The sequence below is a fragment of the Micromonospora sp. NPDC005206 genome (genome assembly GCF_040608175.1).
Taxonomy (GTDB): Bacteria; Actinomycetota; Actinomycetes; order Mycobacteriales; family Micromonosporaceae; genus Micromonospora.
The window spans coordinates 30,146-53,240 of record NZ_JBEXHU010000004.1 but is presented as its reverse complement, the minus strand read 5'-3'; the positions used below and the strand labels follow the sequence as shown (position 1 = coordinate 53,240).

Below are 23,095 nucleotides of genomic sequence, written 5' to 3'. Positions count from 1 at the left end.
CCGGGGCACGCCAGGCCGCAGTGCCCAGGGGCCGTCCTGTGACAGGACGGCCCCTGGCTGCGTCACGGGGTCGGGATCAGCTCGCCCGGCGGGTCGACCGGGCCGGTGCCCTCGGTCGGGCGGACCAGCTCCACCTCGACCTCGTGCGGCCGGATCCGGCCGGCGGCGATGTCCTCGGCGAAGTGGCAGGCCACCCGGTGCCCGCCGACCACGTCGCGTAGAGCCGGCCGCTCGTCCGCGCAGCGGGTCGGCTGCGCCCACGGGCACCGGGTGTGGAACCGGCAGCCCGACGGCGGGTTGGTCGGCGAGGGCAGGTCGCCGGCGAGGAGGATCCGCTCCCGACGATCCTCGACCACCGGGTCCGGTACCGGCACCGCGGACATCAGCGCCCGCGTGTACGGGTGCATCGGCTCGCGGTACAGGTCGTCGCTGGACGCCTCCTCCACCAGCCCGCCGAGGTACATGACGCCCACCGTGTCGGCGATGTGCCGGACCACCGCCAGGTCGTGAGCGATGATCAGGTACGTCAGGCCGCGCTCGTTCTGCAGGTCCTCCAGCAGGTTGAGCACCTGGGCCTGGATCGACACGTCCAGTGCGGAGACGGGCTCGTCGGCGACGATCAGGTCCGGGTCGAGCACCAGCGCCCGGGCGATGCCGATTCGCTGGCGTTGACCGCCGGAGAACTCGTGCGGGTACTTGCTCAGCGCCGACGCGGGCAGGCCGACCGCCTCCAGCGTCTCGCGCAGCCGCCGGTTCGTCTCGGCCTTGTCACCGGCCAGGCCGTGCGCCTTGAGCCCCTCGACCAGCAGCGATTCCACCGACTGGCGGGGGTCGAGACTGGACAGCGGATCCTGGAAGATCATCTGCATCCGGCGCCGGGCCTGACGCATCGACTCGCCCTTGAGCGAACGTACGTCGGTGCCGTCGAAAACGATCTCGCCGTCGGTCGGCTCGACCAGTCGCAGCAGGCCCCGGCCCAGCGTCGACTTGCCGCAGCCCGACTCGCCGACCAGGCCGTACGTCTCACCCGCCTGAATGCTCAGCGAGACGCCGTCCACCGCGTAGACGTACCCGACGGTGCGGTCGAAGAGCAGGCCGCTCTTGATCGGGAAGTGGACCTTGACGTCGCGCAGTTCGACCAGAGGTCCGGTCTGTTCGGTCATCGGACCGCCACCTCCTCGGAGACGGGGTTGTTGCAGCGGATGTCGCCGCCGGTGGCGGTGGGTTCGAGCGGCGGAGGCCCTTCCAGGCACGCGTCCACGACGTTGTCGCAGCGCGGCGCGAAGGCGCACCCCTCGGCCCACGGGATGTTGTCGGAGACCGACCCGCGGATCGCGTGGAGCCGCTCACCACGCGGTGAGTCGAGCCGGGGCACCGAGTTGAGCAGCCCGTGCGTGTACGGGTGCCGGGCGTGCGCGAACAGCTCGTGCCGTCGTGCCCGCTCGACCACCTTGCCGCCGTAGAGCACGTTGACCGTGTCGCAGAGGCCGGCCACCACGCCCAGATCGTGCGTGATCATGACGAGCGCGGTGCCGGTCTCATCGACCAGCTGCTTGAGCAGGGTGAGGATCTGCGCCTGGATGGTCACGTCGAGCGCGGTGGTCGGCTCGTCGGCGATCAGCAGCCGAGGCTTGCAGGCCAACGCGATGGCGATCAACGCGCGCTGGCGCATCCCGCCGGAGATCTGGTGCGGGTACTCGCTGAGCCGCCGCTGCGGATCCGGAATCCCGACCGCGTCGAGCAGCTCCCGCGCCTCCCGCAACGCCTGCTTGCGGTCCCGACCCTGGTGGCGCTCCAGCACCTCGGCGACCTGGATCCCGATCGGGATGACCGGGTTCAACGACGACAGTGGGTCCTGGAAGATCATGCTGATCTCCCGGCCGCGCCGGTCGCGCATGTCGTCCGGCCGCAGCTTCAGCAGGTCGGCGCCCTCGAAGAGCACCTCCCCGGTGACCTTGTTGCCCCGCTTGGGCAGCAGGCCCATGATCGCCAGGCTGGTCACGCTCTTGCCACAGCCGGATTCGCCGACCAGGCCGACGGTCTGGCCCGGCTCCACGGTGAAGCTGACCTTGTCGACGGCGGTGAAGGGCCGCTCGCCGCGTCGCTGGAACACCACGCTCAGGTCACGGACGTCGAGCAGGCTCATCGGGTCACTTCCTCACTGCACTGGCGCGGCGCTCGCGACTGCGGGTCCCGCAAGCTCACTCCTCGCGCTCGCCACTGGCGCTCGTTGGTCGTGCTGTTCACTCGCACCGCCGTCACCGCCGGTTCTTCGGGTCGATCGCCTCGCGCATCGCCTCGCCCAGCAGGGTGAAGCCGAGCGCGACCACGATGATCGCGAGCGCCGGGTAGTACGCCAGCTCCGGGCGGACCTCGAAGTAGCGCTGACCGTCCACGCCGAGCATCAGGCCCCACTCGGCCCGGTTGATGTCCGGGTCACCGAGGCCCAGGAAGGAGAGCGCCGCGGCGTCCAGGATGGCCACCGCGAAGGTCAGGGTGGCCTGCACGATCACCGCGGTCAGCGAGTTGGGCAGCATGTGCCGCAGCACGATGTTGCGCTGCTTGACGCCGAGCGCGCGGGCGGCGAGCACGTGGTCGCTCTCCCGCTGGGCCAGCATCGCGCCGCGCAGCAGTCGGGCGAAGATCGGCACGTTCACGATGGCCACCGCGAAGATGACCGTCCACTGGCTCGACCGGCTGGCCATCGCGACCAGGGTGATCGCGAGCAGCAGGCTGGGCAGGGCCAGCATCACGTCGGTCAGCCGCATCAGGACCACGTCGACCCAACCGCCGAAGGCACCGGCCATCGCGCCGAGCAGCACGCCGAGCGCGAGACCGATGAGGGTGGCGAGGACGCCGACGAAGAGCGTCTGCCGGGCACCGTAGATCATCCGGGACAGGAAGTCCCGGCCGAGCGGGTCGGAGCCGAACGGGAACTCGCCGCTGGCGCCCGGGATGGAATCCACGGTGAGGTTCCTGGTCAGCTCGTCGAAGCGCTGCACCGGGTCGTGTGGGGCGATCAGCGGAGCGAAGATCGCCACCAGGACGAACAGACCCACGATGCTGGCTCCGACGATCGCCACCGGGTTGCGTCGCAGCCGGCGCACGGCATCGCGGACGAGGCTGATTCCGCCCCGGTCGGCCGCGCTCGCCTGGGCCAGCTCATCCAGGCGGGCCTTCTTGCGGTCGCCGAGCAGGCCGATGCTGCGCTCGCTCATGCCGGGGCGTGGCTTGTCGTCCCCACTGCGGGGAGCCGGCGTGCCGGCCTGGGTGATCGGGTCACTCATCGCACACGCACCCTCGGGTCGATGAAGGCGTAGGAGAGGTCGACCAGCAGGTTGACCACCACGAAGACCATCGCGGCGAGCAGGATGATCGCCTGGAGCACCGGATAGTCCCGGCCGCCGCTGATCGAGTCGGTGATCAGCGTGCCGAGGCCGCCCCAGTTGTAGACCTTCTCGGTGAGCACCGCGCCGGAGAGCAGCGCACCGGTCTGCAGGCCGATGGTGGTGACCACCGGCAGCAGCGCGTTGCGCAGGATGTGCCGGCCGCGGATGGTGCGGTGCCGCAGGCCCTTCGCCTCGGCGGTCCGCACGTAGTCCTCGTTGAGCACGTCCAGCACGCTGGCACGGGTGATCCGCACGATCACCGCGAGCGGGATCGTGGCGAGCGTGATCGCCGGCAGGATCAGGTGCCACAGCGCGTCGGCGCTCGCGTCGAACTCCCGGGTGAGCAGGCCGTCGAGCACGAAGAAGCCGGTGACGTTGGTGTTGTCCAGACCCGTGGTGAGCCGTCCGGACGGCGGGAACCAGTGGATGTTCTGCGTGAAGACATCCTTGAGCAGGTAACCCAGGAAGAAGATCGGGATCGAGATGCCGAGCAGGGTGCCGGCAATGGTGAGATTGTCCAGGGAACGTCCCCGCCAGCGGGCAGCGAGGTAGCCGAGCGGCACCCCGAGGCCGACCGCGATGATCATCGCGGCGAGAGCCAGCTCGATCGTGGCCGGGAACGCACGGCTGATGACCTCGGTGACCGGGTCACCGGTCCGGATCGAGTTGCCGAAGTCGCCGGTGACGACCCGCTGCATGAACTTGCCGTACTGCACCAGGACCGGCTGGTCGTAGCCGAGGGCCTTGGTCAGCAGGGCGCGGCGTTCGGGCGTGCCCCGCTCGCCGAGGAGCGCCTCCACCGGGCCGCCGGGCAGATTCCGCAGCCAGATGAAGATCAGCGCCGACAGCGCTATCAGCGTCACCACCAGCTGTAGCAGGCGGCGGACTATGACTCGCAACATCTCTCACACACCAGACTCTCGATGATCGCGGAATCGGCCCGGACCGGGGAAGGAGCCCCGGACCGGGCCGATTCGCGCCTACGGCGTCAGCCGACGTACGTCACTTGGCGACGCTGACCGTGTTGAACCGCTCGTCGGTCAGCGGGCTGGCCACCAGGCCCTTGACATCCTTGGTGACGACGATGGCCGGCGGCGCGTGCCAGACCGGCACGGCCGGCAGCCACTTGGCGGCGATGTCCTTGTTGACCTGCTCCCAAGCCGCCTTCTTGCCCGCCTCGTCGACGGTGGCGTCGGCCTTGGTGATGGCCTCGAACATCTCGGTCATCGACTGGTCGCCGAACTCGGCCTTGCCGCGGCCGAAGAACGTGCCGACGAAGTTGCCCGGGTCGTTGTAGTCACCGGTCCAGCCGAGGATGTGCAGGTCGTGCTTGCCGAACTGCTGCACGTCGTCCTTGAAGCCACCGTTCCACGGGCGAGGCACACCGTTGACCTTGATGCCCACGGCCTGCAGGTCGTTGGCCAGGACGGTGAAGATCTCCTGCGGGTTCGGCATGTACGGCCGGGAGACGTCCGGCGGGTAGTAGAAGTTCAGCGTCAGACCCTCGGCGCCGGCCTCCTTGAGCAGCTGCTTCGCCTTGTCCGGGTTGTACTCGTACTTCTGCACGTCCGGGGCGTAGCCGAGCACGGTGTCCGGCATGAACTCGTCGGCGACCTTGGCGCCACCCGGGCCCTTGGTCTGCACCAGCTGCTGGCGGTTGAGCGCGTAGGCGATGGCCTGGCGCACCCGCAGGTCCTTCAGCTTCGGGTTCTTCTGGTTGATGCCCAGGTAGAGGACGTTGAACGCCGGGCGGTTGATGACCTGGAAGCCCTCACCCTCGAGCGCCGTGCGGTCGGCCGGGGCCGGGAAGTCGATGCCCTGGACGGTGCCGGCACGGAGCTCCTGCTTGCGGGTGCTCTCGTCCTTGATGACCTTGATGATCATCTTGTCCACCTTGGCCTTCTCGCCAAAGTAGTCCGGGTTCCGGTTCAGGGTGATCTCGTTCTTGGCCTTGTCCCAGCCACCGAAGGTGAACGGGCCGGTGCCCACCGGGTTGGTGGTGGCGAAGGCGCTGTACTCGAACGAGTCGCCGTTCTGCTTCACCGTGTTGGCGTCGTACTTCCCCAGCGCCTCGGGGCTCGCGATCGAGAGCGAGGTCAGCGCGAAGGCGCCCGGGAAGGCGCCCTTGTACTTGTTCAGGGTCAGGACGGCGGTCCCGTCGTCCTTGGCCTCGCACTTGTTGTAGATCGACTCGCCGGCGCCCTCGGCCTCGTTCTTCGCGAACCCGCCGAAGGTGTCCATGTAGTAGATCATCTGGGACTGGGCGGCAGCGCCCTTCATGTTGTACCAGCGGTCGAAGTTGAAGCAGACCGCAGCGGCGTTGAACGGCGTACCGTCGTGGAACTTCACGCCCTGGTGGAGCTTGAACGTCCAGACCTTGCCGTCCGGGTCGTGCTCCCAGCTCTCAGCCAGGCCGCCCTGCAGCTCCGCGGTGCCCGGCTTGTGGCTCACCAGGGTGTCGAACATCTGCCGGACCGGCCGGAACGACTCACCGTCATCGTTGAAGATCGGATCGAAGTTCTTCGGGTCACCGGCACCCGCGAAGATGAAGGTGCCGCCAGTCTTGGCCTCGCCACTGTCGCCGTCGCGCTCGCTCTCCGCGCAGCCGGCCGCGCCGACCGCCAGAGCGGCAACGGCCGCGATGGCCACAGCCGTTTTAAGCCTTCTCGCCTGCATCTCTCACCTCTGTCATGCGCATGACCACGCCGAGTTGTGGCTCGGTCCGTGTGCGGGAGGCTATGACATGTCACACGCGAAGCGGAACTGGCGTCAGGCAATCGCTATCAAGCCGACACCTTGCGCGGGGGTCTGACAGTCGACGGCACGACGAACACATGGGGCGACACATCGATCCGCGCGGGGCGGGGCACCGCGACGGGGGTGGCATCGTCAGGGACGACACCACCCCCGGGGGTACGAATCAGACGGCCCGGCGCCCCTCGAAAGCCCGGCCGAGGGTGATCTCGTCGGCGTACTCCAGGTCACCGCCGACCGGCAGCCCGCTCGCCAGCCGGGTCACCGCGATCCCCATCGGCTTCACCATCAGCGCCAGGTAGGTGGCGGTCGCCTCGCCCTCGGTGTTCGGGTCGGTCGCCAGGATCAGCTCGCGCACCTTGCCGCCACTCAGCCGGGTCATCAGCTCCCGGATGCGCAGGTTGTCCGGACCGATCCCCTCCAGCGGATTGATCGCGCCGCCGAGCACGTGGTAGCGGCCGCGGAACTCACCGGTCCGCTCGATGGCCACCACGTCCTTGGGCTCCTCCACCACACACAGCACCTCGTCGGTACGGCGTGGGTCGCGGCAGATCCGGCACTGCTCGGACTCGGCCACGTTGTAGCAGGTCGTGCAGAACCGCACCAGCTCCTTGACCTTGCGCAGCGCGCCGGCCAGCCGGTTGACGTCGGCCGGATCCGCCGACAGGACGTGGAACGCGATCCGCTGGGCGCTCTTCGGGCCCACGCCCGGCAGCCGACCCAGCTCGTCGATCAGATCCTGGATGGCACCTTCGTACATCTGCCGGCTCAGAAACCGGGCAGGCCGAGGCCGCCCATGCCACCGGTGACCGGACCCATCTTGCGCTCGGTCAGCTCACGCGCCGCCTCGGCGGCGTTGTGCACGGCCGCGACGACCAGGTCCTCCAGCGTCTCCACGTCGTCCGGGTCGACGGCCTTCGGGTCGATCTTGATGGCCTTGAGCTCCCCGGAACCGGAGACGGTCGCGGTGACCAGCCCACCGCCGGCGGTGCCGGTCAGCTCGGCCTCGGCCAGCTCGGCCTGGGCGGCGGCGATCTGCTGCTGCATCTTCTGCGCCTGCTTCAGCATCTGCTGCATGTTCGGCTGTCCACCTGGGCGCACGGATGGCTCCTTCTCGCACTCGTCTGCTCGGCCGCCGCCCAGCCTATCCGCTGGGACCGACCCCGCCCCGCCCGGTGCGTCCGCCCACGCCGGAGCCGGAAGGAGTACACCTGTCACTACCCGGAACCGGCCACCTACGCGTAGTGCGGCAACACCCGCCGGTTTGGTCTGCTCGTCGGCATGAACCTCAACCGCACCACCCGGGTCGGCGCGCTGTGCTGGGTGGCGGCCGTACCAATCTTCCTCGCCGCCAACCTGGTCACCGGCCTTCGTTGGCGCCACCCGTCCTACAGCTGGGCCACCCACAACATCAGCGACCTCGGCAACGTCCACTGCGGGATCTGGGACAGCAGCCGACCCCGCTACGTCTGCTCGCCCTGGCACCCACTGATGAACACCGCCACGCTGGCCACCGCCGTTCTGCTCGCCGCCGGGCTCCTGCTGACCGGGCGGATCCTCGGTCGCGGCGGCGTGGTGCGGTCGGCCCAGACGCTGCTGTTGCTGGCCACCGGCGGGTACGCGCTGGCAGCCGTCTACCCAGCGGACGTCGACGAGAACCGGCACGTCCTCGGCGCTGTCCTGATCATGGGAGTGGGCAACCTCGGCCTGCTCCTCGCCGGGCTGGCACCGGGCACCACGATGCTCGGCCGGTGGCGCCGGCTCACCCTCACCGCCGGGCTGACCGCGCTGGTCGGGACGGTGCTGTTCTTCGCCCAGCAGGGTCTCGGGATCGGGGTGGGCGGCATGGAACGGGTCGCCGTGCTGCCCTTCCCGCTCTGGGCCTGCTGCCTCGGTGTCCTGCTCGCCGAGCCACCCGGCGGCGGGCGCAGCGCACCCGGTCGGCAGCGCCGACCGTCCAATGATCATCGCTGGCAGCGCCGCTAGCGGGCGTCGACCTCGTCGATCTTCTCGGCCCCGAACGTCTCGCGGAGCAGCCGTACCGCCTGCTCCTCGCTGGACTCCCGGGCGGTCTTCTCGTCGATGACCTCGTCCAGCGGCTCGTCGCCCGGGTCGAACCCCTCGTAGGTCGGGGTGGCCGCCGGTGCCGCGGCACCCGGCTTGGCACCGCGCAACGGACCGTCGAAGTCCGGGTCGTAGGGCGGTTCGCCGGCCCATTCGGCGTCCGCCGTGGGCCGGGCCGTCGCTCCGGTACGCGGACCGCGCCCCGCCGCTGCCGCGCGGGCGGCGGCGATGGCGCTGCTCACCGGTGCGCCGCCAGCGGCGGGCTGGCGGGCCGCCGGTGTGGGGTTGGCCCGCGCGTTCGGCTTACCGCCGCCGGTCGCGCCGGTGCCGCTTTCACCCGCGCGGCCCAGGTCGGTGCTGGTCGCACCGGCGGCCGTCGCGTCGGGGCCGCCCTGGTCCGTGCCGTTCGCGCCGGCGGGTGCCGAGCTGGCGCCGGCCGGCGCGGTGTCGGCGACGACGCCGCCCGGTCGGGCGGCCTCCGGCCAGTCCTCGTCATCCGTCGGCGCGGCGGCGGGGGCGCTGCCACCGGGGCGGGCCGCCTCCGGCCAGTCGTCCTCGGCTTCGGCCGGCGGAGCCGACCCGGACCGCTGCCCGCCGGGCTGCCGACCCGTGGCGCGACCGTTGGGGGCGTTTCCGTTGGCACCGGCGCCGGAGGAGACACCGGAAACGCCCGGCGCACCGGACGCGCCCCCGGGCAGACCAGCGCGGGAATCCGGACCGCCGGTCGGGCCGGGGGCGGCGGTCGCATTCGTCGGTGTGGGTGAGGCGTCCGCCTGCGTCGGCGAGGAAGCGGGTCGGGCCGGCGCGGCGGCCTGCGAACGCGGCGGGCCGGACAGCGAGACGCCGCCCCGCTCGCCGGCCACCTCGCAACGAATCTGCCAGCGTCCGCCCAACTCCTCGTAGAGCGCGTCGGTGAGCACCGCCGAGTGGTCGGCCATCATCTTGGCCAGCACGGTGGACTTGACCGTCAGCACCAGCGTGTCGCCGTCGAGGTCGCGCACCACCGCGTCGCGCATCAGGGCCGCGATCCGCTTGTTGGTCCGGTTGACCTTGCCGACCACGTCGGGCCAGACCCGGCGGACCGCGACGGCGTCCAGCGCCGCGGCCGGCGCACCGGGTCGGGGCGGCGCCGGCGTCGCCGGGTCGGGAAGCACCGCCGACGACGGCACCGCGCGGCGGGGGGCCGGCGACCCACCGGGCGAGCCGGGCCCGGCTGGCGAGACGGGTACGGCCCGATCGACGGTCGCCGACGCACCGGGGGACGCCGGGATCGGCGTGTCAGCGGCCGAGGCGGGAGTGCTCGGGGCCGATGACGGGGTGTTCGGGGCCGGGTCGACCGCCCACGGGGGTGCGGAGGTCGGGGCGGCAGCGGGTGCCGGGGACGGGGAGGCCTGCTGTGCGCGTACCGCCGGGTGGGTCGCCGGGGCGGAGCCGGCGGCGGCCGACGGCGCGTCGGCGCCGCTCAGGGTGAGCCGGCGTTCCATCCGCTCCAAGCGCTGGAGCAGGCCGCCGGTGGAGTCGTCCGCGCCGGGCAGCAGCATCCGGGCGCAGATCAGCTCCAGCAGCAGCCGGGGCGCGGTGGTGCCGCGCATCTCCACCAGGCCGTCGTGCACGATGTCGGCGCAGCGGGAGAGCGTGCCCGGACCGAGCTGGGAGGCCTGCGCGGCCATCCGCTCGATCTGGTCGGCCGGGCCGTCGATGAGGCCCTTCGCGGCGGCGTCCGGCACCTGCTGGAGCACGATCAGATCGCGCAGCCGTTCCAGCAGGTCGGAGGCGAACCGGCGCAGGTCGTGCCCGGCCTCGGCGACCCGGTCGACGGTGGCGTACGCGGCGGCGCCGTCCCCGGCGGCCAGCGCGTCGCACATCTCGTCGATCAGCGCGGCGTCGGTGACCCCGAGCAGCGCGGCGGCCCGGGCGTAGGTGACCCCCTCCGGCCCGGCACCGGCGATGAGCTGGTCGAGCACCGAGAGGCTGTCCCGCATGCTGCCCCCACCGGCGCGCACCACCAGCGGGAAGACCGCCGGCTCGACGGTCACCCCCTCCGCCTCGGTGAGCTGCTCCAGGTACGGCCGAAGCACCTTCGGCGGGAACAGCCGGAACGGGTAGTGGTGGGTCCGCGACCTGATCGTGCCGAGGACCTTCTCCGGCTCGGTGGTGGCGAAGATGAACTTGACGTACTCCGGCGGCTCCTCGACCAGCTTGAGCAGGGCGTTGAAGCCCTGCGTCGACACCATGTGCGCCTCGTCGATGATGTAGATCTTGAAGCGGCTGCGGGCCGGCGCGAAGAACGCCTTTTCGCGCAGCTCGCGGGCGTCGTCGACACCACCGTGGCTGGCCGCGTCGATCTCGATGACGTCGATCGAGCCGGCGCCGTCGGTGGTCAGCGAGCGGCAGGACTCACACTTGCCGCACGGCTCGGGAGTGGGGCCCTGCTCACAGTTGAGCGAACGGGCCAGGATCCGGGCGCTGGAGGTCTTGCCGCAGCCGCGCGGGCCGGAGAAGAGATAGGCGTGGTTGAGCCGCCCGCTGCGCAGCGCCTGTGACAGCGGCTCGGTGACCTGCTCCTGGCCGATCATCTCGGCGAAGGTACGCGGCCGGTACTTGCGGTAGAGCGCCAGCGTCACTCGTCCCGCCTCCTCTCGACCGAGCCATTCTGCGCCGCTCGGGCGCGGGTGACCACCCACCACCCCGGCCCGACGCCGGGTTGCCACGGGTTGCCCCGCTTGATCGACTCGGCTTCCTGGAAGTCGCGGTGTCCCTACGCCCGGGATGTCCCGACATCACGGATGTCGAGTGGATCAACCGGCCACAGACGAAAAGGCCTCCCGTGCACCCGGCAGAGCTCGCTTATCCTTGCTGCCTTCCGGCCCTGGGGAGGTTCACGAGATACCGCCGCACGGGAGGTGCCGCCAAGCCTACCCGACCGCTCGTCGATCTTCAGGGGGTGGTGGGGTGGCCGGGCTGGCGGGGGCCTGTATCCTGGCTCGCGGAGGATTCGCCTAGAGGCCTAGGGCGCACGCTTGGAAAGCGTGTTGGGTTTACACCCTCACGAGTTCGAATCTCGTATCCTCCGCTCGCTTGAGCAGCACAGACGCCCGGCAGACCATAATCGGTCCGCCGGGCGTTGATCTTGTGGTCTCATCGACGTCGTGGCGGACACGACGTGCCAATGGGACGAGACGTTGTACGCGGGCAGCGCGAGCCACTACAGCTCTGGACGCATGCCCTACCCGTCCCGGCTCGCCGAGGTTGTCGGGGAGGCACTCGGCCTCGACGGCACCGGCCGACTGCTGGACGTCGGCTGCGGGCCCGGATCGGTGACGCTCCTGCTCGCGCCCTTGTTCCAGGCGGCGGTGGGCGTCGACGCCGACCCGGACATGCTCACCGAGGCGCGGCGCAGAGCCAGCGAGGTCGGAGCCACAAACGTCGAGTGGCGGCACCTGCGCGCCGAGGCCCTGCCCGCAGATCTGGGCACGTTCCGGGTAGCCACGTTCGCCCAGTCGTTCCACTGGATGGACCGGCCTCTCGTCACCCGTCGGGTCCGCGACATGCTCGCGCCGGGCGGGGCGTGGGTCCACGTCAGCGCCAACACGCACCAGGGCGTGGCCGACGACGAGACGCTGCCGTACCCCCGGCCGCCGTGGCGGCAGATCGACGACCTGGTCGCCAGCTACCTGGGACCGGTCCGCCGGGGCAGTCAGGGATGGTTACCCGCCGGCACCCCCGGCGGGGAGGAAGAGATCATGCGGCAGGCCGGCTTCACCGGCCCCACCCGTCTCACGGTCGATCAAGGCATGGTCGTGGAACGCGGTGTCGACGAGATCGCCTCCGCGGTGTTCTCCCTGTCCAGCTCGGCACCGCACCTGTTCGCCGATCGACTCCCCGCCTTCGAGGCGGACCTGCGTCGCCTCCTGTCCGAAGCGGCGCGCGACGGCCGCTTCGCTGAGCGGAGACGAGGGATCGACGTCGTCATCTGGCACCCCTGACCTGGCTACCCGCCTGCGTGCCGCAGCAACCGAAGCTGGCCGACCTCGGCGACATTCTTCATCAGCTCGGCGTTCACCCAGGCGATCATGTGGGCGACGGTGTGCTCGGGGTCGTCCTGCCACGGGAACGGCGCCGTACCGTCAAGGTCGGTCTCGCTGAGCCGGTCGAACACCGCCAACCATTCGGTACGGAGATCACGCAGCCACGCCACCGTCTTGTCGCCATCACCGGGCCAGTTGACCTCGGTACGCTCCCGCGCCGGCCGCCCCTGAAGGTGATCGATAGCGACGGTCCACCACCAGCCGATGTGCCAGGTGATCCACCCGATCGTCGGAACGAGGTGATATTCGAACAGCGACCAGGTCAGTTCTAACTGCCAACGCAGCAGATCACCACCGGATGCAGGCACCAGGCGACCTTCCCACACCGCATGCACCGCGTCGAACGGCTTCTGACCACCACAGCGGCCGTGTGGATTGCCAACCCCGCCGGTCACCCACGAGCGCGTGCCCAGTACAGGAAGCGCTCGGCCAGGCGAGTCGGATCCACGCTGGTGAGCTGTTCGCCGGCCTCGGCCTGGAGCGTCGCCAGGTAGACCATCAACGCCACGCGGTCGTGCCGGTACTCGGCGAGCAGCCGCAGCTTCGCCGCCGAGCAGGGCCAGGCGATGCCGCACGTCCCGCACCGCCAGGTGGGACGGGTCGGCAAATGGTTCCGGGATCGGCGGGGCATGGGCGGGCCTCCTTCACGGTGGAGGGGGGCCGCCCGGCCTCCCCGTCCGGGCGGTCCCCCGACTGACGCCGACCGCCGGGCTCCTTTGCCTCCACCGGCCGCGCCGTCTTCTGTGGACCACCCTTGCGCGCGTCACCAGACAGATACATCCCGTAGCGATATGGTCGTCAGATATTCGAGACATCCGATGGAGGGGCCGTGAACGACGCGCTGCGGGTGGCGCTCAGCGACACCGGGCACACCACCGAGTCCCTCGCCGAGACCGTCGGTGTCGACCCGAAGACCGTGGCGCGCTGGCTGACCGAGGGTCGCATCCCGCATCCTCGGCACCGGTTCGCGGCAGCGGAAGCCCTTCATCGGGACGTGTCGGACATCTGGCCGGACACTTCGAGACGTCGGGACCCCATCTGGTTCCGTCCCTGGCAGGAAATCGAGCGCGAGGCGGTGTCGCTGCGCTGGTACGAGTCAACCGTCCTGCCGGGACTGCTTCAAACCGAGGCGTACGCCCGTGCCGTGCTCAGCGGCGCGGGCCTGATCCCCACGGCCGACATCGAGCGGCACCTCACGGTCCGGCTGACCCGGCAGGGCGTACTCAAACGGGACGACCCGCCGCAGTTCACGGCGGTCATCGACGAGGCCATCCTTCGCCGGCCGGTCGGAGGCCGGTCCACCATGCGCGAGCAACTGCTGGCTGTGGTCGCGGCCTGCGCCGAGCCGCACGTCCGGGTGCACGTGGTGCCCGCCTCGGTCGGCGCCTACGCCGGTCTCAACGGGCCGTTCGTGATCGCCCACAGCCACGACCACCGGGTCGCCGGCTACCTGGACAACCAACTCCAGGGACATCTCGCTAGCGACCCGGAGGACATCGCGGCCATGATGGCGGCGTGGGAGAACGTGCGCGGCGAGGCGCTGTCCCACTGGCAGTCGGTTGAACTCATCACGGAAGTGGCGGAGACATGGAGCTGAACGGCGCCCGGTGGCGCAAGAGCAGCCGCAGCAGCGGCAACGGCGGCGCATGTGTCGAGGTCGCCGACAACCGTTCCGGCGTCGTGGCCGTGCGGGACTCCAAGGACCCGGCAGGGCCGGCCCTCACCTTCGCGCCAGCGGCCTGGCGCGCGTTCGTCACCCAGCTCGCTCGGCGGCCCTGACCGGGACCGACGCGTCCGGTCCGTCCGCCGGGGCAGGCGTGGCCCGGAGGGACCAGAGCGCAAGGGGCACGGCGGCGACCGCGGCGGTCAGCAGGATCAGGCGATGGTCGACGAGTTCGAGCAGGCTCGCGCCGGCCATCAGGGCCACAGTGGACGGGCCGAAGGTCAGCGTGTTGACCGTCGACGCCACCCGCCCGACCAGTTCGCCCGGCGTCTCCCGCTGCACCGCCGTCCAGACGGTGACCAGCACCAGCGGCACGCCGAGCCCCACCGCAACCCCGCCGGCGACCACGAGTCCGACCGAGGTCGTGGCCCGCAGGGCCAGCCCGACGGCGAAGACCGCGACCGCCCCGGCCACCACCCGCCGGTCACCGAAGCGGCGCAGCAGTGACCCGGCGGCCAGGCCGCCGAGAAGGGACCCGACGCCCTGCACGGTGGCGAGCACGCCGTTGAACTCGGGCGGCCGCCCCAGGCCGGCGTCCACCACGGCGTACGCGACGGCGCCGTTGAGCCCCATCAGCACCATGGTCAGCGCGGCGCAGCCGACCACGTGCCGTAGCGCCCGATGCCGACGCAGGTGTCCCCACCCGTCGGCGAGCTGCCGGCTCCAGCGCTCGGGGCGCCCCGGCGGCTGCTCGCGGACCCGGAGCGACCAGAAGACGAGGCCGGCCAGCATGAAGGTGGCCGCGTCCAGCAGCACCACGGGGTGCGCGCCGTACGCGGCGAACAGCCCCGCTCCGGCGAGTGGGGCGAGCAGCTTCATCCCCTCGTTGATCGTGGTCCGCAGCCCGTTGAAGTCGCCGAGCAGCGGGCCGGACACCACCGCCGGTACCAGCGCGGCCTCGGCCGCGTCGCTCAGTACGAAGCTGATCCCGTACGCGGTCATCACCACGAAGATCAACCACACCCGGGTCGCCGAGTCGACCAGCAGCAGCACCGGCAGCAGCGCCGCCATCACCGCGTGCAGGACGATCAGCAGCGGCCGGCGGCGGAACCGGTCGGCGAGCAGCCCCAGCAGTGGCCCGACCAGCGTCGGCGCCCACACCCCCAGGGTCACCAGGGCGGCGAGGCCGCTCGACCCGCTCAGCTCCTTCACCCAGATGCCGGCCACCAGCAGCATCGCCGCGGTGCCGAAGCCGGACACCAGCACCCCGCCGAGATAGCGGCCGGCGTCGCGGTTGGTCAGCACCCTGGCCGTACCCCAGCTCATCGCACCTCCCCACCACCGGCAGATTCTGCCCGAACGGCGGCCACGGCAGTTGTCCGGCCCGGCCGGCGGGTACGGTCCGGGGATCGACGGCGGCCGGCCCGGAATCCGTCGTACACATGTTCTATCCACAGGCTGTGGACGGCGGAGGGTTCGATGGGTTACCAGCTCAGCGCGGTGGTCGCGGACGCGGAACTGCTCCGCGAGCAGACCGCCGAGCTGGATCACGCGGTCCTCGGCGAGTTGCGCCAGGATTTCGCGCTGCTGCCGGTCACCCCTCAGTTGGTGGTGGAGCTGACCGGGTCGCTGCCGGATTTCGCGCTGGACGACCGGAGTGCCGAGCACCCGTTCGACCTGGTGTTGTCGCCGGCACTGGTCGAGCTGTTGGCCCGCTGGTCGCGGTCCGGGCCGGTGGCGTACCTGGAGGCGGAGTTCGGCGGCGGCGCCGGCTACCAGTCGGCGGCGGTATGGCTGGGCGGCGCGCTCTCCTGGGGGCCACGGTTCGACGACGTGCTCGACGCGCCGCGTGGACAGTGGCCGATCAACATGGCGCTCACCCGGCTCGGTGTCGAGCCGGGCAATTGGATCGACCCGTTCGCCGAGCTGGGGTTGCACCTGGAGAGCAACACCGACGGTTGGCTTGCGCACGGGCGGCGCCGCCTCAGCGCCGACTACTGGGATGAGCTGGTCGAGCAGTGGGAGAACCGGTGATCCGCCGAGCGGCATCGACCGTCGCCGACGGGGCCTGACGGCCCGGCACCCGCGCACAACGCCCGGCCGGTCCGTGACGGACCGGCCGGGCGTCGCCGTGTTCAGCTCAGAACAGCGGGCCACCACTCTGCGGCCCGGCGATCCGGAGGCCGTAGCGCTGGGGCCAGACGACCTGGGTGCGCAGGGTCAGCCCACTCCACGACCTGTTGAGCGGTTCGAGCCCGCCGGCGGCCCCGTGGAACGGGATGATGGTCCCGGACGGATATCCGGCAAGGTCACCGCTCACCTCTTCCCCGGTCGCCGCCACGACGGCGTCGAGCCCGCCGACGCCGTTGAGGTTCAGCAGGGCGACGGACGCGCCGAACACGTCTCGGCTCTCGGACCCGCCCGGGACGGTCGGGTGGTTCTGGTCGAACGCCTGGGCACCGCTCCCCGTCAGCCCGGCGGCGGAGCCCTTGAGCAGGGTGACGCCGCCCGCCTCGGTCTGCGAGCCGATGCCCTCGCCAGGGGCGCCGATCAGCACGTCCGCCCTGCCGTCGCCGGTCACGTCGCCGACCGCCAGCGCACCACCGAAGCGGTCGTCGTCCTCAGGATCTCCCGGTACGCCGGCCGTGCTCTGCGTGATGATTCTTGCCGCGCCGCTGGACAGGCCGCCGGAGCGGCCGGTGAAGACCGCGACGAGGCCGCCGTTGATGTGCGGGGTCTGCGCGCCGGGCGCCCCGGCGACCACCTCGCCCAGCCCGTCGCCGTTCACGTCGCCGATCGCGAGCGTGTCACCCAGGTACCACGCGATGGTGCCGCTCTGATCCTTCGGCCGCACCGCCGCACCTGTGACCGCGGTGGCGCCGGTGGACGACACACCACTCGCCGAGCCCCACATCAGGGTGACCATGCCGCTGCCGTCCGAGGCCACGCCGTCGTTCTCGCGAGGAGCGCCGATCACCAGGTCGTTGTAACCGTTGTTGTCGACCTTCCCGATCGCGAGTGAGAAGCCGAACTGGTCGTTGCCCTCGGCCCCGCCGGGCACCGCAGCCTGGTCCTGGTGGAGGTGCTGCGCTCCGGTGGCCGTGAGGCCCGTCGACCCGCCGAAGAGGACGGTGACCGCGCCGGCGAAACTCTTGCTCCCGATCGACTCTCCGTACGCGCCGATGGCGAGGTCCTCGCGGCCATCGCCGTTGATGTCACCGGCCGCGAGGGCAGCACCGAACTGGTCGAAGCTCTCCGGGTCGTCCGGAACGCCCGGCGAATCCTGGTTGAAGTGGATCGCCGAGTCGACCACCAGGCCCGTACGGCTGCCCGGGATGACCCAGACCCCGCCGGCGCGGGTCTTGGTCCGGGGATTCACCTCGTCACTGTTGCCGATGGCCAGGTCGTCGTAACGGTCGCCGTTGAAGTCTCCCGCCACGAGAGCCATCCCGAAACAGACGCAGCCGCCGTCCGGCGGCACGACGCCTAGGAGGTAATCGACCTGCGCGGCCGACGAGTAGCGCACGGTGACCACACCAGCCGGGGTCAGGGGCAGGTTGTAGTTGAACGGGTCGCCGGTGGCCGCGATGTCGTCGATGCCGTCGCCGTCGAAGTCGGAGCGGCCGGCGCCCTTGCCCCGTACCGGGGTGATCGTCCTTGGCACCGCGACCCTGTGGTGCTGGAGAACGATGCCCTCACGGGTGATGGTCCGGACGCCTCCCGCAGCCTGTGCCGGGACGCTGAGCGCCAGGCTGGCCAGAACGGTCGAAACTACTAAGATTGGTGCAGCTCGCTGCATAGATACCCCGCTTCCGTTGGGCGCCTGGACACCGTAGGCGGACGGTCGGATCACCGAAATGAGGCGAACGGGCAGGGTTGACGACGGCCCGCCGAGGATCAGCCCACCAGAAATCCGGTGACCGGCAGCAACTTGGACGCCCTGGTTCCGTTGTGGACTGGGGGATTCCATGAAATTGCGACAATTTGCTTTTATTTCCGCGTTGCTGACGGCTGCCTCGATCGCCGGCAGCGGCGTGCCACCACCGGGGCCGGTCCCGGACGGCCGGCCCGCCAGCAGCGTGGAGATCATCGACCTGAACGGCCTGCGCAACATCGAGTTCGGCGACACCGAGGACGAGCTGACCCGCCGGGGCATCCTGCGTACCGACCTGGACGCCTGCGGGCCGATGCTCGCCGGCCACGACACGGTCAGCCCGGTCTTCGCCGGGGACAAAATGGTGCTGCTCTGGGTCGGCGACCCGATGCGGACACCGGAGGGCATCACGGCAGGCTCACCCGTCGACCAGGTCTGGTCCCGCTATCCGTCGGTCACCCGGTTGCGAGCTCCACAGGGGACGTACCGGCTCGATGGGCTGCTCGCCCGCAGCGGGGACCGCGCGTACCTCTTCCTGCACGACGGGCGCACGGTCCGCAAGACCATCGCCGGGTACGCCGACTGGGCCCGCCGCATGTTCGACGAGGGCACCGGCCCCTGCTGAGCCGCGGAACGACCGCCAGAAGTCGTACGAGTGGGCCTCCCCGAAACCCTTCGTGCCCGACCCGCCGCCGCCCAGCACCCGCACGTACGGCGAACCGCTGCGCAGTCGAGGCCAGTCCGCCCGGCCCGTCCGCGCGAAGTCGCTCCAGGCGCGGACCATCTCGTCGGACAGCCGCCGCTGGGGCGGCGTCAGCGCCTCGGCGTAGTCGACCGTGAACAGGTACGGCAGCTCGGCGCAGTGGTACGCGCCGGTCGGGTAGGTCGACTCCGGCCCGTCGGCGAAGAACGGCGCGTCGTCGTCGGCGAACTCGTAGGCGTACGTCGGCACCCGCCGGGCGAACTCCAGCGCGGCGGAGTAGACCGGCTCCGCGTAGTCGCGGTCGGTGAGCACGGCGGCCAACGTCTCGCTCGCCGATCGCGCGGCGTCGCGCGGATAGCGGGCCAGCACCTCCCCCGCCCGGTCACCGAAGGCGGCCCGCACCTGCTCGCGGTACTGCTCGTCGGTGAGCGGGCACGACTCGGGCTGCTCACCCGGCTCCGGTGGCGTCGGGCAGTTCATCCCACTGCGTTCCATCCCCCACACCAGGAGTCGGGACTCGTCCCGGTTCATCCCCGTCAACACCGGCATCGGATGCAGTCGCCCGGTGGCCAGCGCGTCCGCCGGGTCCACCGGGAGCGTGCGGCCGTCGACGACCGGACCGAGGTCGACACCCGCACCCGGGTAGCCGGCCGCCTCGATGAGACTGGAGGGGTCACGCCCGCGCAGGCAGGCGGCGACCGTACCCGGATCGACGCAGCCGACCCCGCGCGCGAACTCCTCGGCCGCCTCGGTCGCGCCGGCCCGCGTCTGCACCGGGTTGGCGCACGAGTTGCTCTGCATGACCGCCCGGTGGAACAGGCCGGCGGAGGCCGGCGCGGCCAGCTGCGCGCAGACACTGGTCGCCCCGGCGGACTGGCCGAACAGGGTGACGTTGCCGGGGTCCCCGCCGAAGGCCGCCGCGTTGCGTCGCACCCACCGCAGCGCCGCCTGCTGGTCCTGGAGGCCGTAGTTGCCGACGGACCCGCCCCCGTCGGCCAGCGCAGGATGCGCCAGGAAGCCGAGCGCACCGAGCCGGTAGTTCAGCGTGACGACGATGACGTCACCGCCGGTCGCCAGCCGCCGCCCGCCGTACACGTCCCCGCTGCCGAACCGGAAGTCGCCACCGTGCAGCCACACCAGCACCGGGCGGGGCGTCCGCGCGGCGGCACGGGGCGTGGTGACGTTGAGGTAGAGGCAGTCCTCGGACTCCGACGGATCGTCCATCGGCAGACCCTGGAGTTGGGCGCACGCGTCGCCCGGTCGGGTCGCGTCGCGTACGCCCGTCCAGGCGGCACCCGGCAGCGGCGGGGCCCAGCGCAGCGCGCCCAGCGGCGGGCGGGCGTACGGGATGCCCTGGAAAGAGCGGTGGTCCGCCGCCACGGTCCCTCGCACCGCGCCCTGGTCGGTCCGCACGACGGCCGCGCTCCGGCCGGTGGCTGCCGAGGCGCCCGGGCCGACGGCCACCATCGGCACGAGCAGCGCGACGGCACCCAGCGCGGCGACCCACCGCTTCGGAGAACCCGTTCCGAGGTACGGGATGCTGGCCATGTTTCCTCCATTCGTCGAAGCCGGTACGGCGTACGCACCGTGCTGCGGCGAGCATGCCGACCTGGCAACCACGCGACCAGGGAGCTCTAGTACGCCCGACCGCCGGGGCCGACGAACACCGACGGGCCGACTGTCGGTGCTCTAGTGCGCTACCGTCACAGCCCTACCGGCGGGAGGCCGACCGTGACGGAGATCGACGAGTCGACACCCCCGTACCTGCGCATCGTCGGGGAGCTGCGGCGGCGCATCGCCGCAGGCGAGTTGGGCCCCGGCGACCGGTTGCCGTCCACCCGGCAGATCGTCCGGGAATGGGGGGTCGCGATGGCGACCGCCAGCCGGGCGCTCACCGTGCTCCGCCAGGAGGACCTGGTCCGGGCGCTACCCGGTGTGGGCATGGTGGTGACCGGCCCGGAGCCGACCTCGGCCGCGCGGGGTGCCCGGGTCGACGCCCGGCGGGGCTCCGCCCGCGGCGTGACCCGCGATCAGGTGGTGCGGACCGCCACCGGCATCGCCGACTCCGAGGGGTTGGCGGCGCTGAGCATGCGGCGCATCGCGGCCGAACTCGACGTGCCGACCATGTCGCTGTACCGGCAGGTCCGCGGCAAGGAGCAGCTACTACTGCTGATGGCGGACGCGGCCTTCGCCGCGCATCGACTGCCCCACACCCTCCCGCCCGGGTGGCGAGCCCAACTGGAACTGCTCTGCCGGCTCCAGTGGTCGATCTATCGGCGGCATCCCTGGCTGGCCCAGGTCATCTCGCTGACCCGCCCACTCATGGCGCCGCACGCCGTCGCACACACCGAATGGGCCCTGCGCGCCCTGGCCGGGCACGGCCTGGACCAGCACACCCAGCTCCACCTGGTGGCCGCGCTGGCCAACCACGTACGCGGCACCGCCGTGAGCCTGGAGCGGGAGGCCGAGGCGGAACAGGACACCGGCCTGACCGACGACGAGTGGATGGCGGCCCAGGCCGAGGTGTTGACCGCGCTGCTCACGGCGGGCGAGTTTCCCCACCTGGCCCGGCTCACCCGGTCCGCGGTCGACCTCAACGTCGAGAGCCTCTTCGAATTCGGTCTGCAACGGCTGCTCGACGGGGTGGCGGCTCTGCTCGAACGATGAACGCCCGGCCGATCCGTGCGGATCAACCGGGCGTGTCGCCTGTTCGTGAGCGATGTAACCCTTTCGGCCGGAGGGACGCCTGACCTATCGACCGGGCCAGATGCCGGCCGGGCCGGTGACCGTCTCCAGCGCGGGTCCCGGCCCCACGTCCCATCCCGACCACGATAGGAACCCATGGTCAACCACCTGTTCCGACCAACGCTCCGCCGCGCGCTGCGGACCGGCTCGCTCGCGGCCGCCGTCGTCGCGTCGATGCTCACCACCCTCCCGGGCGCGGCGGTGGCCGCACCCAGCCCCGCCGACGTCGTCCTCGGCCTGGTCGCCGACCCCGGCGAGGTCGGCCCGGACGGCGGCCGCGTCCGCCTCCACGTCTCGGTACGCAACGCGGGGGGCGCCGAGGCCACCGACATCACCGTGAAACTGAAGTTGCCGGCCGACGCCACCCTCGGTTGGGGCGATGGACTCAATGGCTGGAGGTGCGACGCGGCCGCCGCCAAGTGCAAGTGGGGCGACCTCGCCGCGGGCGCCACCGCCGAGCTCGACGTCTGGGCGACCCTGCCTCCCGGCACCGACGGCCGGAAGGTGACGGTCTCCGCCACCGCCACCACCGAAAGCCGCGAGTCGTCCACCACCAACAACACCGGCACGGCCACGGTGGAGTACGTGGTGAAGCCGGACCTCAGCTTCTCTTTCGTTGAATGGGACGGGGGCGAGATCTCCACCCTCGGCGGCAACGGCTCGCGGGGTTCCGTGGGGGCCCGGGCGGTCAACGAGGGCACCGTCAGCGCCCCCGGTGCCCGCTTCACCTTCCAGATGCCACCGGGCGCCTTCGCCGGCGCCTGGACCCAGAGCGACCCATCGTGGACGTGCGACTTCTCCACCTCCACCTGGGTCTGTGAGAACGACCAGGAGATCCGCCCGGGCGAGGCGGCCCAGTTCAACCTCTACCCGTACTTCCCGGCCGGTACGGCGGGCGACACCCGGACGGTGACCGGCTCGGTGTCGACCCCGGCGATCGAGCGGTCGCTGGCCAACAACAGCGACACGACCACCTTCACGTACGCCGTGCCGCTTCCGGGCGATCTGAACGTCTACGGGCTCGACGTGGTCGCCACGGATGAGCTGCGGGCGAACCAGGAGTTCGAGGTGTCGGCGTACGTGTACACCGAGGGTGGCAGCCCGTCGGAGGACGTCGTGGTCCGGCTCCCGCTCCCGCCAACCGTCGAGTTCCTCTCGGTCGACGCTGGCGGCCCCGCCTGGGCCTGCCGGCTGGAGGAGACGACTGAGCGGGTCGTCGAGTGCACCCGTGACCACTGGGACATCGCCACCGACGGGCTCAACGTGCGGGTGAAGCTGCGGGCGCAGCCCCGCACGCCGGCCGGCCAGCTGACCTTCACCGTGACCGGGTCCGCCAGCACGCCGGAGTCGTCGACGGAGAACAACACCGCCTCGGACACCGTCACCTACGTCGCCGAGGGCGCCGTCACCGGCCGCGTCTGGCTCGACCTCGACCGGGACGGCCAGCGTGACGCCGGGGAGCCGATGGCCTTCGACAAGATTGCCGGACTGACCGTCGTACCGGAGACGGGCTCGCTGCCGTGGGACTGGCAGGGCATCTACACCAACACGGTCAGCGGGACGTACTGGGGCGGACGGCTGAAGCCGGGCCGGTACACCGTCAAGGTCATCCTGCCGGACGGCAGCAGCACCCAGTTCAGCACGCCCGACCTGGGCGACGACGCCACCGACTCGGACATCGTCAGTTACGTCGGCGGCTACTACCCGTACGGGCTCAGCGCCCTCGTCGAGGTTCGTGACGGCGCGGAGACCCCGGTGGACGTCGGCATCCTGCCGCAGTCCTGACGCCTGCCCGGAATCAGAAACGAAAGCGCC

General features: G+C 71.2%; 20 protein-coding genes, 1 tRNA gene, 1 other RNA gene and 1 pseudogene. 9 read left to right on the top strand and 14 right to left on the bottom strand.

What is annotated here, in order from left to right:
* Positions 1 to 62 precede the first annotated feature (62 nt).
* The 7 genes from ABZU69_RS06370 to ABZU69_RS06340 all read right to left on the bottom strand — a co-directional run bounded on the left by ABZU69_RS06370 (position 63) and on the right by ABZU69_RS06340 (position 7,220).
* Positions 63 to 1,163: an oligopeptide/dipeptide ABC transporter ATP-binding protein gene (locus ABZU69_RS06370; RefSeq protein ID WP_354963360.1), complete on the bottom strand. Its 1,101-nt coding sequence runs from the start codon at positions 1,161 to 1,163 to the stop codon at positions 63 to 65.
* The gene (locus ABZU69_RS06365) at positions 1,160 to 2,146 is read right to left on the bottom strand and encodes an ABC transporter ATP-binding protein (RefSeq protein WP_354963359.1); all 987 of its coding nucleotides are present in this window, start codon (positions 2,144 to 2,146) and stop codon (positions 1,160 to 1,162) included. The genes ABZU69_RS06370 and ABZU69_RS06365 overlap by 4 nt, the downstream gene beginning before the upstream one ends.
* Before the next feature lie 112 nt (positions 2,147 to 2,258).
* Complete coding sequence (locus tag ABZU69_RS06360; RefSeq protein ID WP_354963657.1) at positions 2,259 to 3,218, bottom strand: ABC transporter permease; 960 nt, start codon at positions 3,216 to 3,218, stop codon at positions 2,259 to 2,261.
* Positions 3,219 to 3,283: 65 nt separating this feature from the next.
* Positions 3,284 to 4,291: an ABC transporter permease gene (locus ABZU69_RS06355; RefSeq protein ID WP_354963358.1), complete on the bottom strand. Its 1,008-nt coding sequence runs from the start codon at positions 4,289 to 4,291 to the stop codon at positions 3,284 to 3,286.
* Positions 4,292 to 4,391: 100 nt separating this feature from the next.
* Positions 4,392 to 6,065 (bottom strand): ABC transporter substrate-binding protein, encoded by a 1,674-nt coding sequence (locus ABZU69_RS06350; protein ID WP_354963357.1) that lies wholly within the window; start codon positions 6,063 to 6,065, stop codon positions 4,392 to 4,394.
* A gap of 244 nt (positions 6,066 to 6,309) precedes the next feature.
* Positions 6,310 to 6,903 carry a recombination mediator RecR gene (recR, locus tag ABZU69_RS06345; protein WP_354963356.1) on the bottom strand — a complete coding sequence of 198 codons (594 nt, stop codon included), beginning with the start codon at positions 6,901 to 6,903 and terminating at the stop codon, positions 6,310 to 6,312.
* An 8-nt stretch (positions 6,904 to 6,911) separates the two neighbouring features.
* Entirely contained in the window at positions 6,912 to 7,220 is a 309-nt protein-coding gene (locus ABZU69_RS06340; protein WP_231931157.1) for a YbaB/EbfC family nucleoid-associated protein, read from the bottom strand.
* A 204-nt stretch (positions 7,221 to 7,424) separates the two neighbouring features.
* On the opposite strand from ABZU69_RS06340, the gene ABZU69_RS06335 reads away from it, so the two are divergent.
* Positions 7,425 to 8,129, top strand: a complete 705-nt coding sequence (locus ABZU69_RS06335; protein WP_354963355.1) for a DUF998 domain-containing protein — start codon at positions 7,425 to 7,427, stop codon at positions 8,127 to 8,129.
* On the opposite strand, the gene ABZU69_RS06330 is transcribed toward ABZU69_RS06335, so the two are convergent.
* Together ABZU69_RS06330 and ffs are read right to left on the bottom strand one after the other, a co-directional pair.
* Positions 8,126 to 10,831 carry a DNA polymerase III subunit gamma and tau gene (locus tag ABZU69_RS06330; RefSeq protein ID WP_354963354.1) on the bottom strand — a complete coding sequence of 902 codons (2,706 nt, stop codon included), beginning with the start codon at positions 10,829 to 10,831 and terminating at the stop codon, positions 8,126 to 8,128. The genes ABZU69_RS06335 and ABZU69_RS06330 overlap by 4 nt on opposite strands.
* Positions 10,832 to 11,023: 192 nt before the next feature.
* An RNA gene (ffs, locus tag ABZU69_RS06325) (signal recognition particle sRNA small type) lies at positions 11,024 to 11,113 on the bottom strand.
* An 82-nt stretch (positions 11,114 to 11,195) separates the two neighbouring features.
* On the opposite strand from ffs, the gene ABZU69_RS06320 reads away from it, so the two are divergent.
* A tRNA-Ser gene (locus ABZU69_RS06320) sits at positions 11,196 to 11,280 on the top strand.
* A gap of 76 nt (positions 11,281 to 11,356) precedes the next feature.
* Positions 11,357 to 12,193, top strand: coding sequence for a class I SAM-dependent methyltransferase (locus ABZU69_RS06315; protein ID WP_354963353.1), 837 nt, complete (start codon positions 11,357 to 11,359; stop codon positions 12,191 to 12,193).
* Between the two features lie 5 nt (positions 12,194 to 12,198).
* Here the strand turns inward: ABZU69_RS06315 and ABZU69_RS06310 are convergent, their stop codons facing one another.
* Both ABZU69_RS06310 and ABZU69_RS06305 read right to left on the bottom strand, forming a co-directional pair.
* Positions 12,199 to 12,690, bottom strand: coding sequence for a DinB family protein (locus ABZU69_RS06310; RefSeq protein ID WP_354963352.1), 492 nt, complete (start codon positions 12,688 to 12,690; stop codon positions 12,199 to 12,201).
* The gene (locus ABZU69_RS06305; RefSeq protein WP_354963351.1) at positions 12,687 to 12,926 is read right to left on the bottom strand and encodes a flavin reductase; all 240 of its coding nucleotides are present in this window, start codon (positions 12,924 to 12,926) and stop codon (positions 12,687 to 12,689) included. The genes ABZU69_RS06310 and ABZU69_RS06305 overlap by 4 nt, the downstream gene beginning before the upstream one ends.
* A 198-nt stretch (positions 12,927 to 13,124) precedes the next feature.
* On the opposite strand from ABZU69_RS06305, the gene ABZU69_RS06300 reads away from it, so the two are divergent.
* On the top strand, positions 13,125 to 13,892 hold the full coding sequence (locus ABZU69_RS06300) for a helix-turn-helix transcriptional regulator (RefSeq protein ID WP_354963350.1): 768 nt from the start codon (positions 13,125 to 13,127) through the stop codon (positions 13,890 to 13,892).
* Positions 13,883 to 14,074 carry a DUF397 domain-containing protein gene (locus ABZU69_RS06295; RefSeq protein ID WP_354963349.1) on the top strand — a complete coding sequence of 64 codons (192 nt, stop codon included), beginning with the start codon at positions 13,883 to 13,885 and terminating at the stop codon, positions 14,072 to 14,074. The genes ABZU69_RS06300 and ABZU69_RS06295 overlap by 10 nt, the downstream gene beginning before the upstream one ends.
* On the opposite strand, the gene ABZU69_RS06290 is transcribed toward ABZU69_RS06295, so the two are convergent.
* Complete coding sequence (locus ABZU69_RS06290) at positions 14,049 to 15,284, bottom strand: MFS transporter (protein WP_354963348.1); 1,236 nt, start codon at positions 15,282 to 15,284, stop codon at positions 14,049 to 14,051. The two genes, ABZU69_RS06295 and ABZU69_RS06290, sit on opposite strands and share 26 nt — an antisense overlap.
* A 153-nt stretch (positions 15,285 to 15,437) precedes the next feature.
* Between ABZU69_RS06290 and ABZU69_RS06285 the strand changes: the two genes are divergently transcribed.
* Positions 15,438 to 15,992 (top strand): hypothetical protein, encoded by a 555-nt coding sequence (locus tag ABZU69_RS06285; protein ID WP_354963347.1) that lies wholly within the window; start codon positions 15,438 to 15,440, stop codon positions 15,990 to 15,992.
* A gap of 106 nt (positions 15,993 to 16,098) precedes the next feature.
* On the opposite strand, the gene ABZU69_RS06280 is transcribed toward ABZU69_RS06285, so the two are convergent.
* Positions 16,099 to 17,406 carry a hypothetical protein gene (locus ABZU69_RS06280; RefSeq protein WP_354963656.1) on the bottom strand — a complete coding sequence of 436 codons (1,308 nt, stop codon included), beginning with the start codon at positions 17,404 to 17,406 and terminating at the stop codon, positions 16,099 to 16,101.
* A gap of 556 nt (positions 17,407 to 17,962) precedes the next feature.
* Here ABZU69_RS06280 and ABZU69_RS06275 point away from each other — a divergent pair.
* Complete coding sequence (locus tag ABZU69_RS06275) at positions 17,963 to 18,457, top strand: hypothetical protein (protein ID WP_354963655.1); 495 nt, start codon at positions 17,963 to 17,965, stop codon at positions 18,455 to 18,457.
* Positions 18,458 to 18,589: 132 nt separating this feature from the next.
* Here the strand turns inward: ABZU69_RS06275 and ABZU69_RS06270 are convergent.
* Positions 18,590 to 20,002, bottom strand: a pseudogene (locus ABZU69_RS06270) (carboxylesterase family protein); the annotation flags it as partial.
* A 264-nt stretch (positions 20,003 to 20,266) separates the two neighbouring features.
* Between ABZU69_RS06270 and ABZU69_RS06265 the strand changes: the two are divergent.
* A complete protein-coding gene (locus tag ABZU69_RS06265) occupies positions 20,267 to 21,202 on the top strand; it encodes a TetR/AcrR family transcriptional regulator C-terminal domain-containing protein (RefSeq protein WP_354963346.1) in 936 nt (311 codons plus the stop codon).
* Between the two features lie 174 nt (positions 21,203 to 21,376).
* On the top strand, positions 21,377 to 23,065 hold the full coding sequence (locus tag ABZU69_RS06260; protein ID WP_354963345.1) for an SdrD B-like domain-containing protein: 1,689 nt from the start codon (positions 21,377 to 21,379) through the stop codon (positions 23,063 to 23,065).
* Positions 23,066 to 23,095 lie beyond the last annotated feature (30 nt).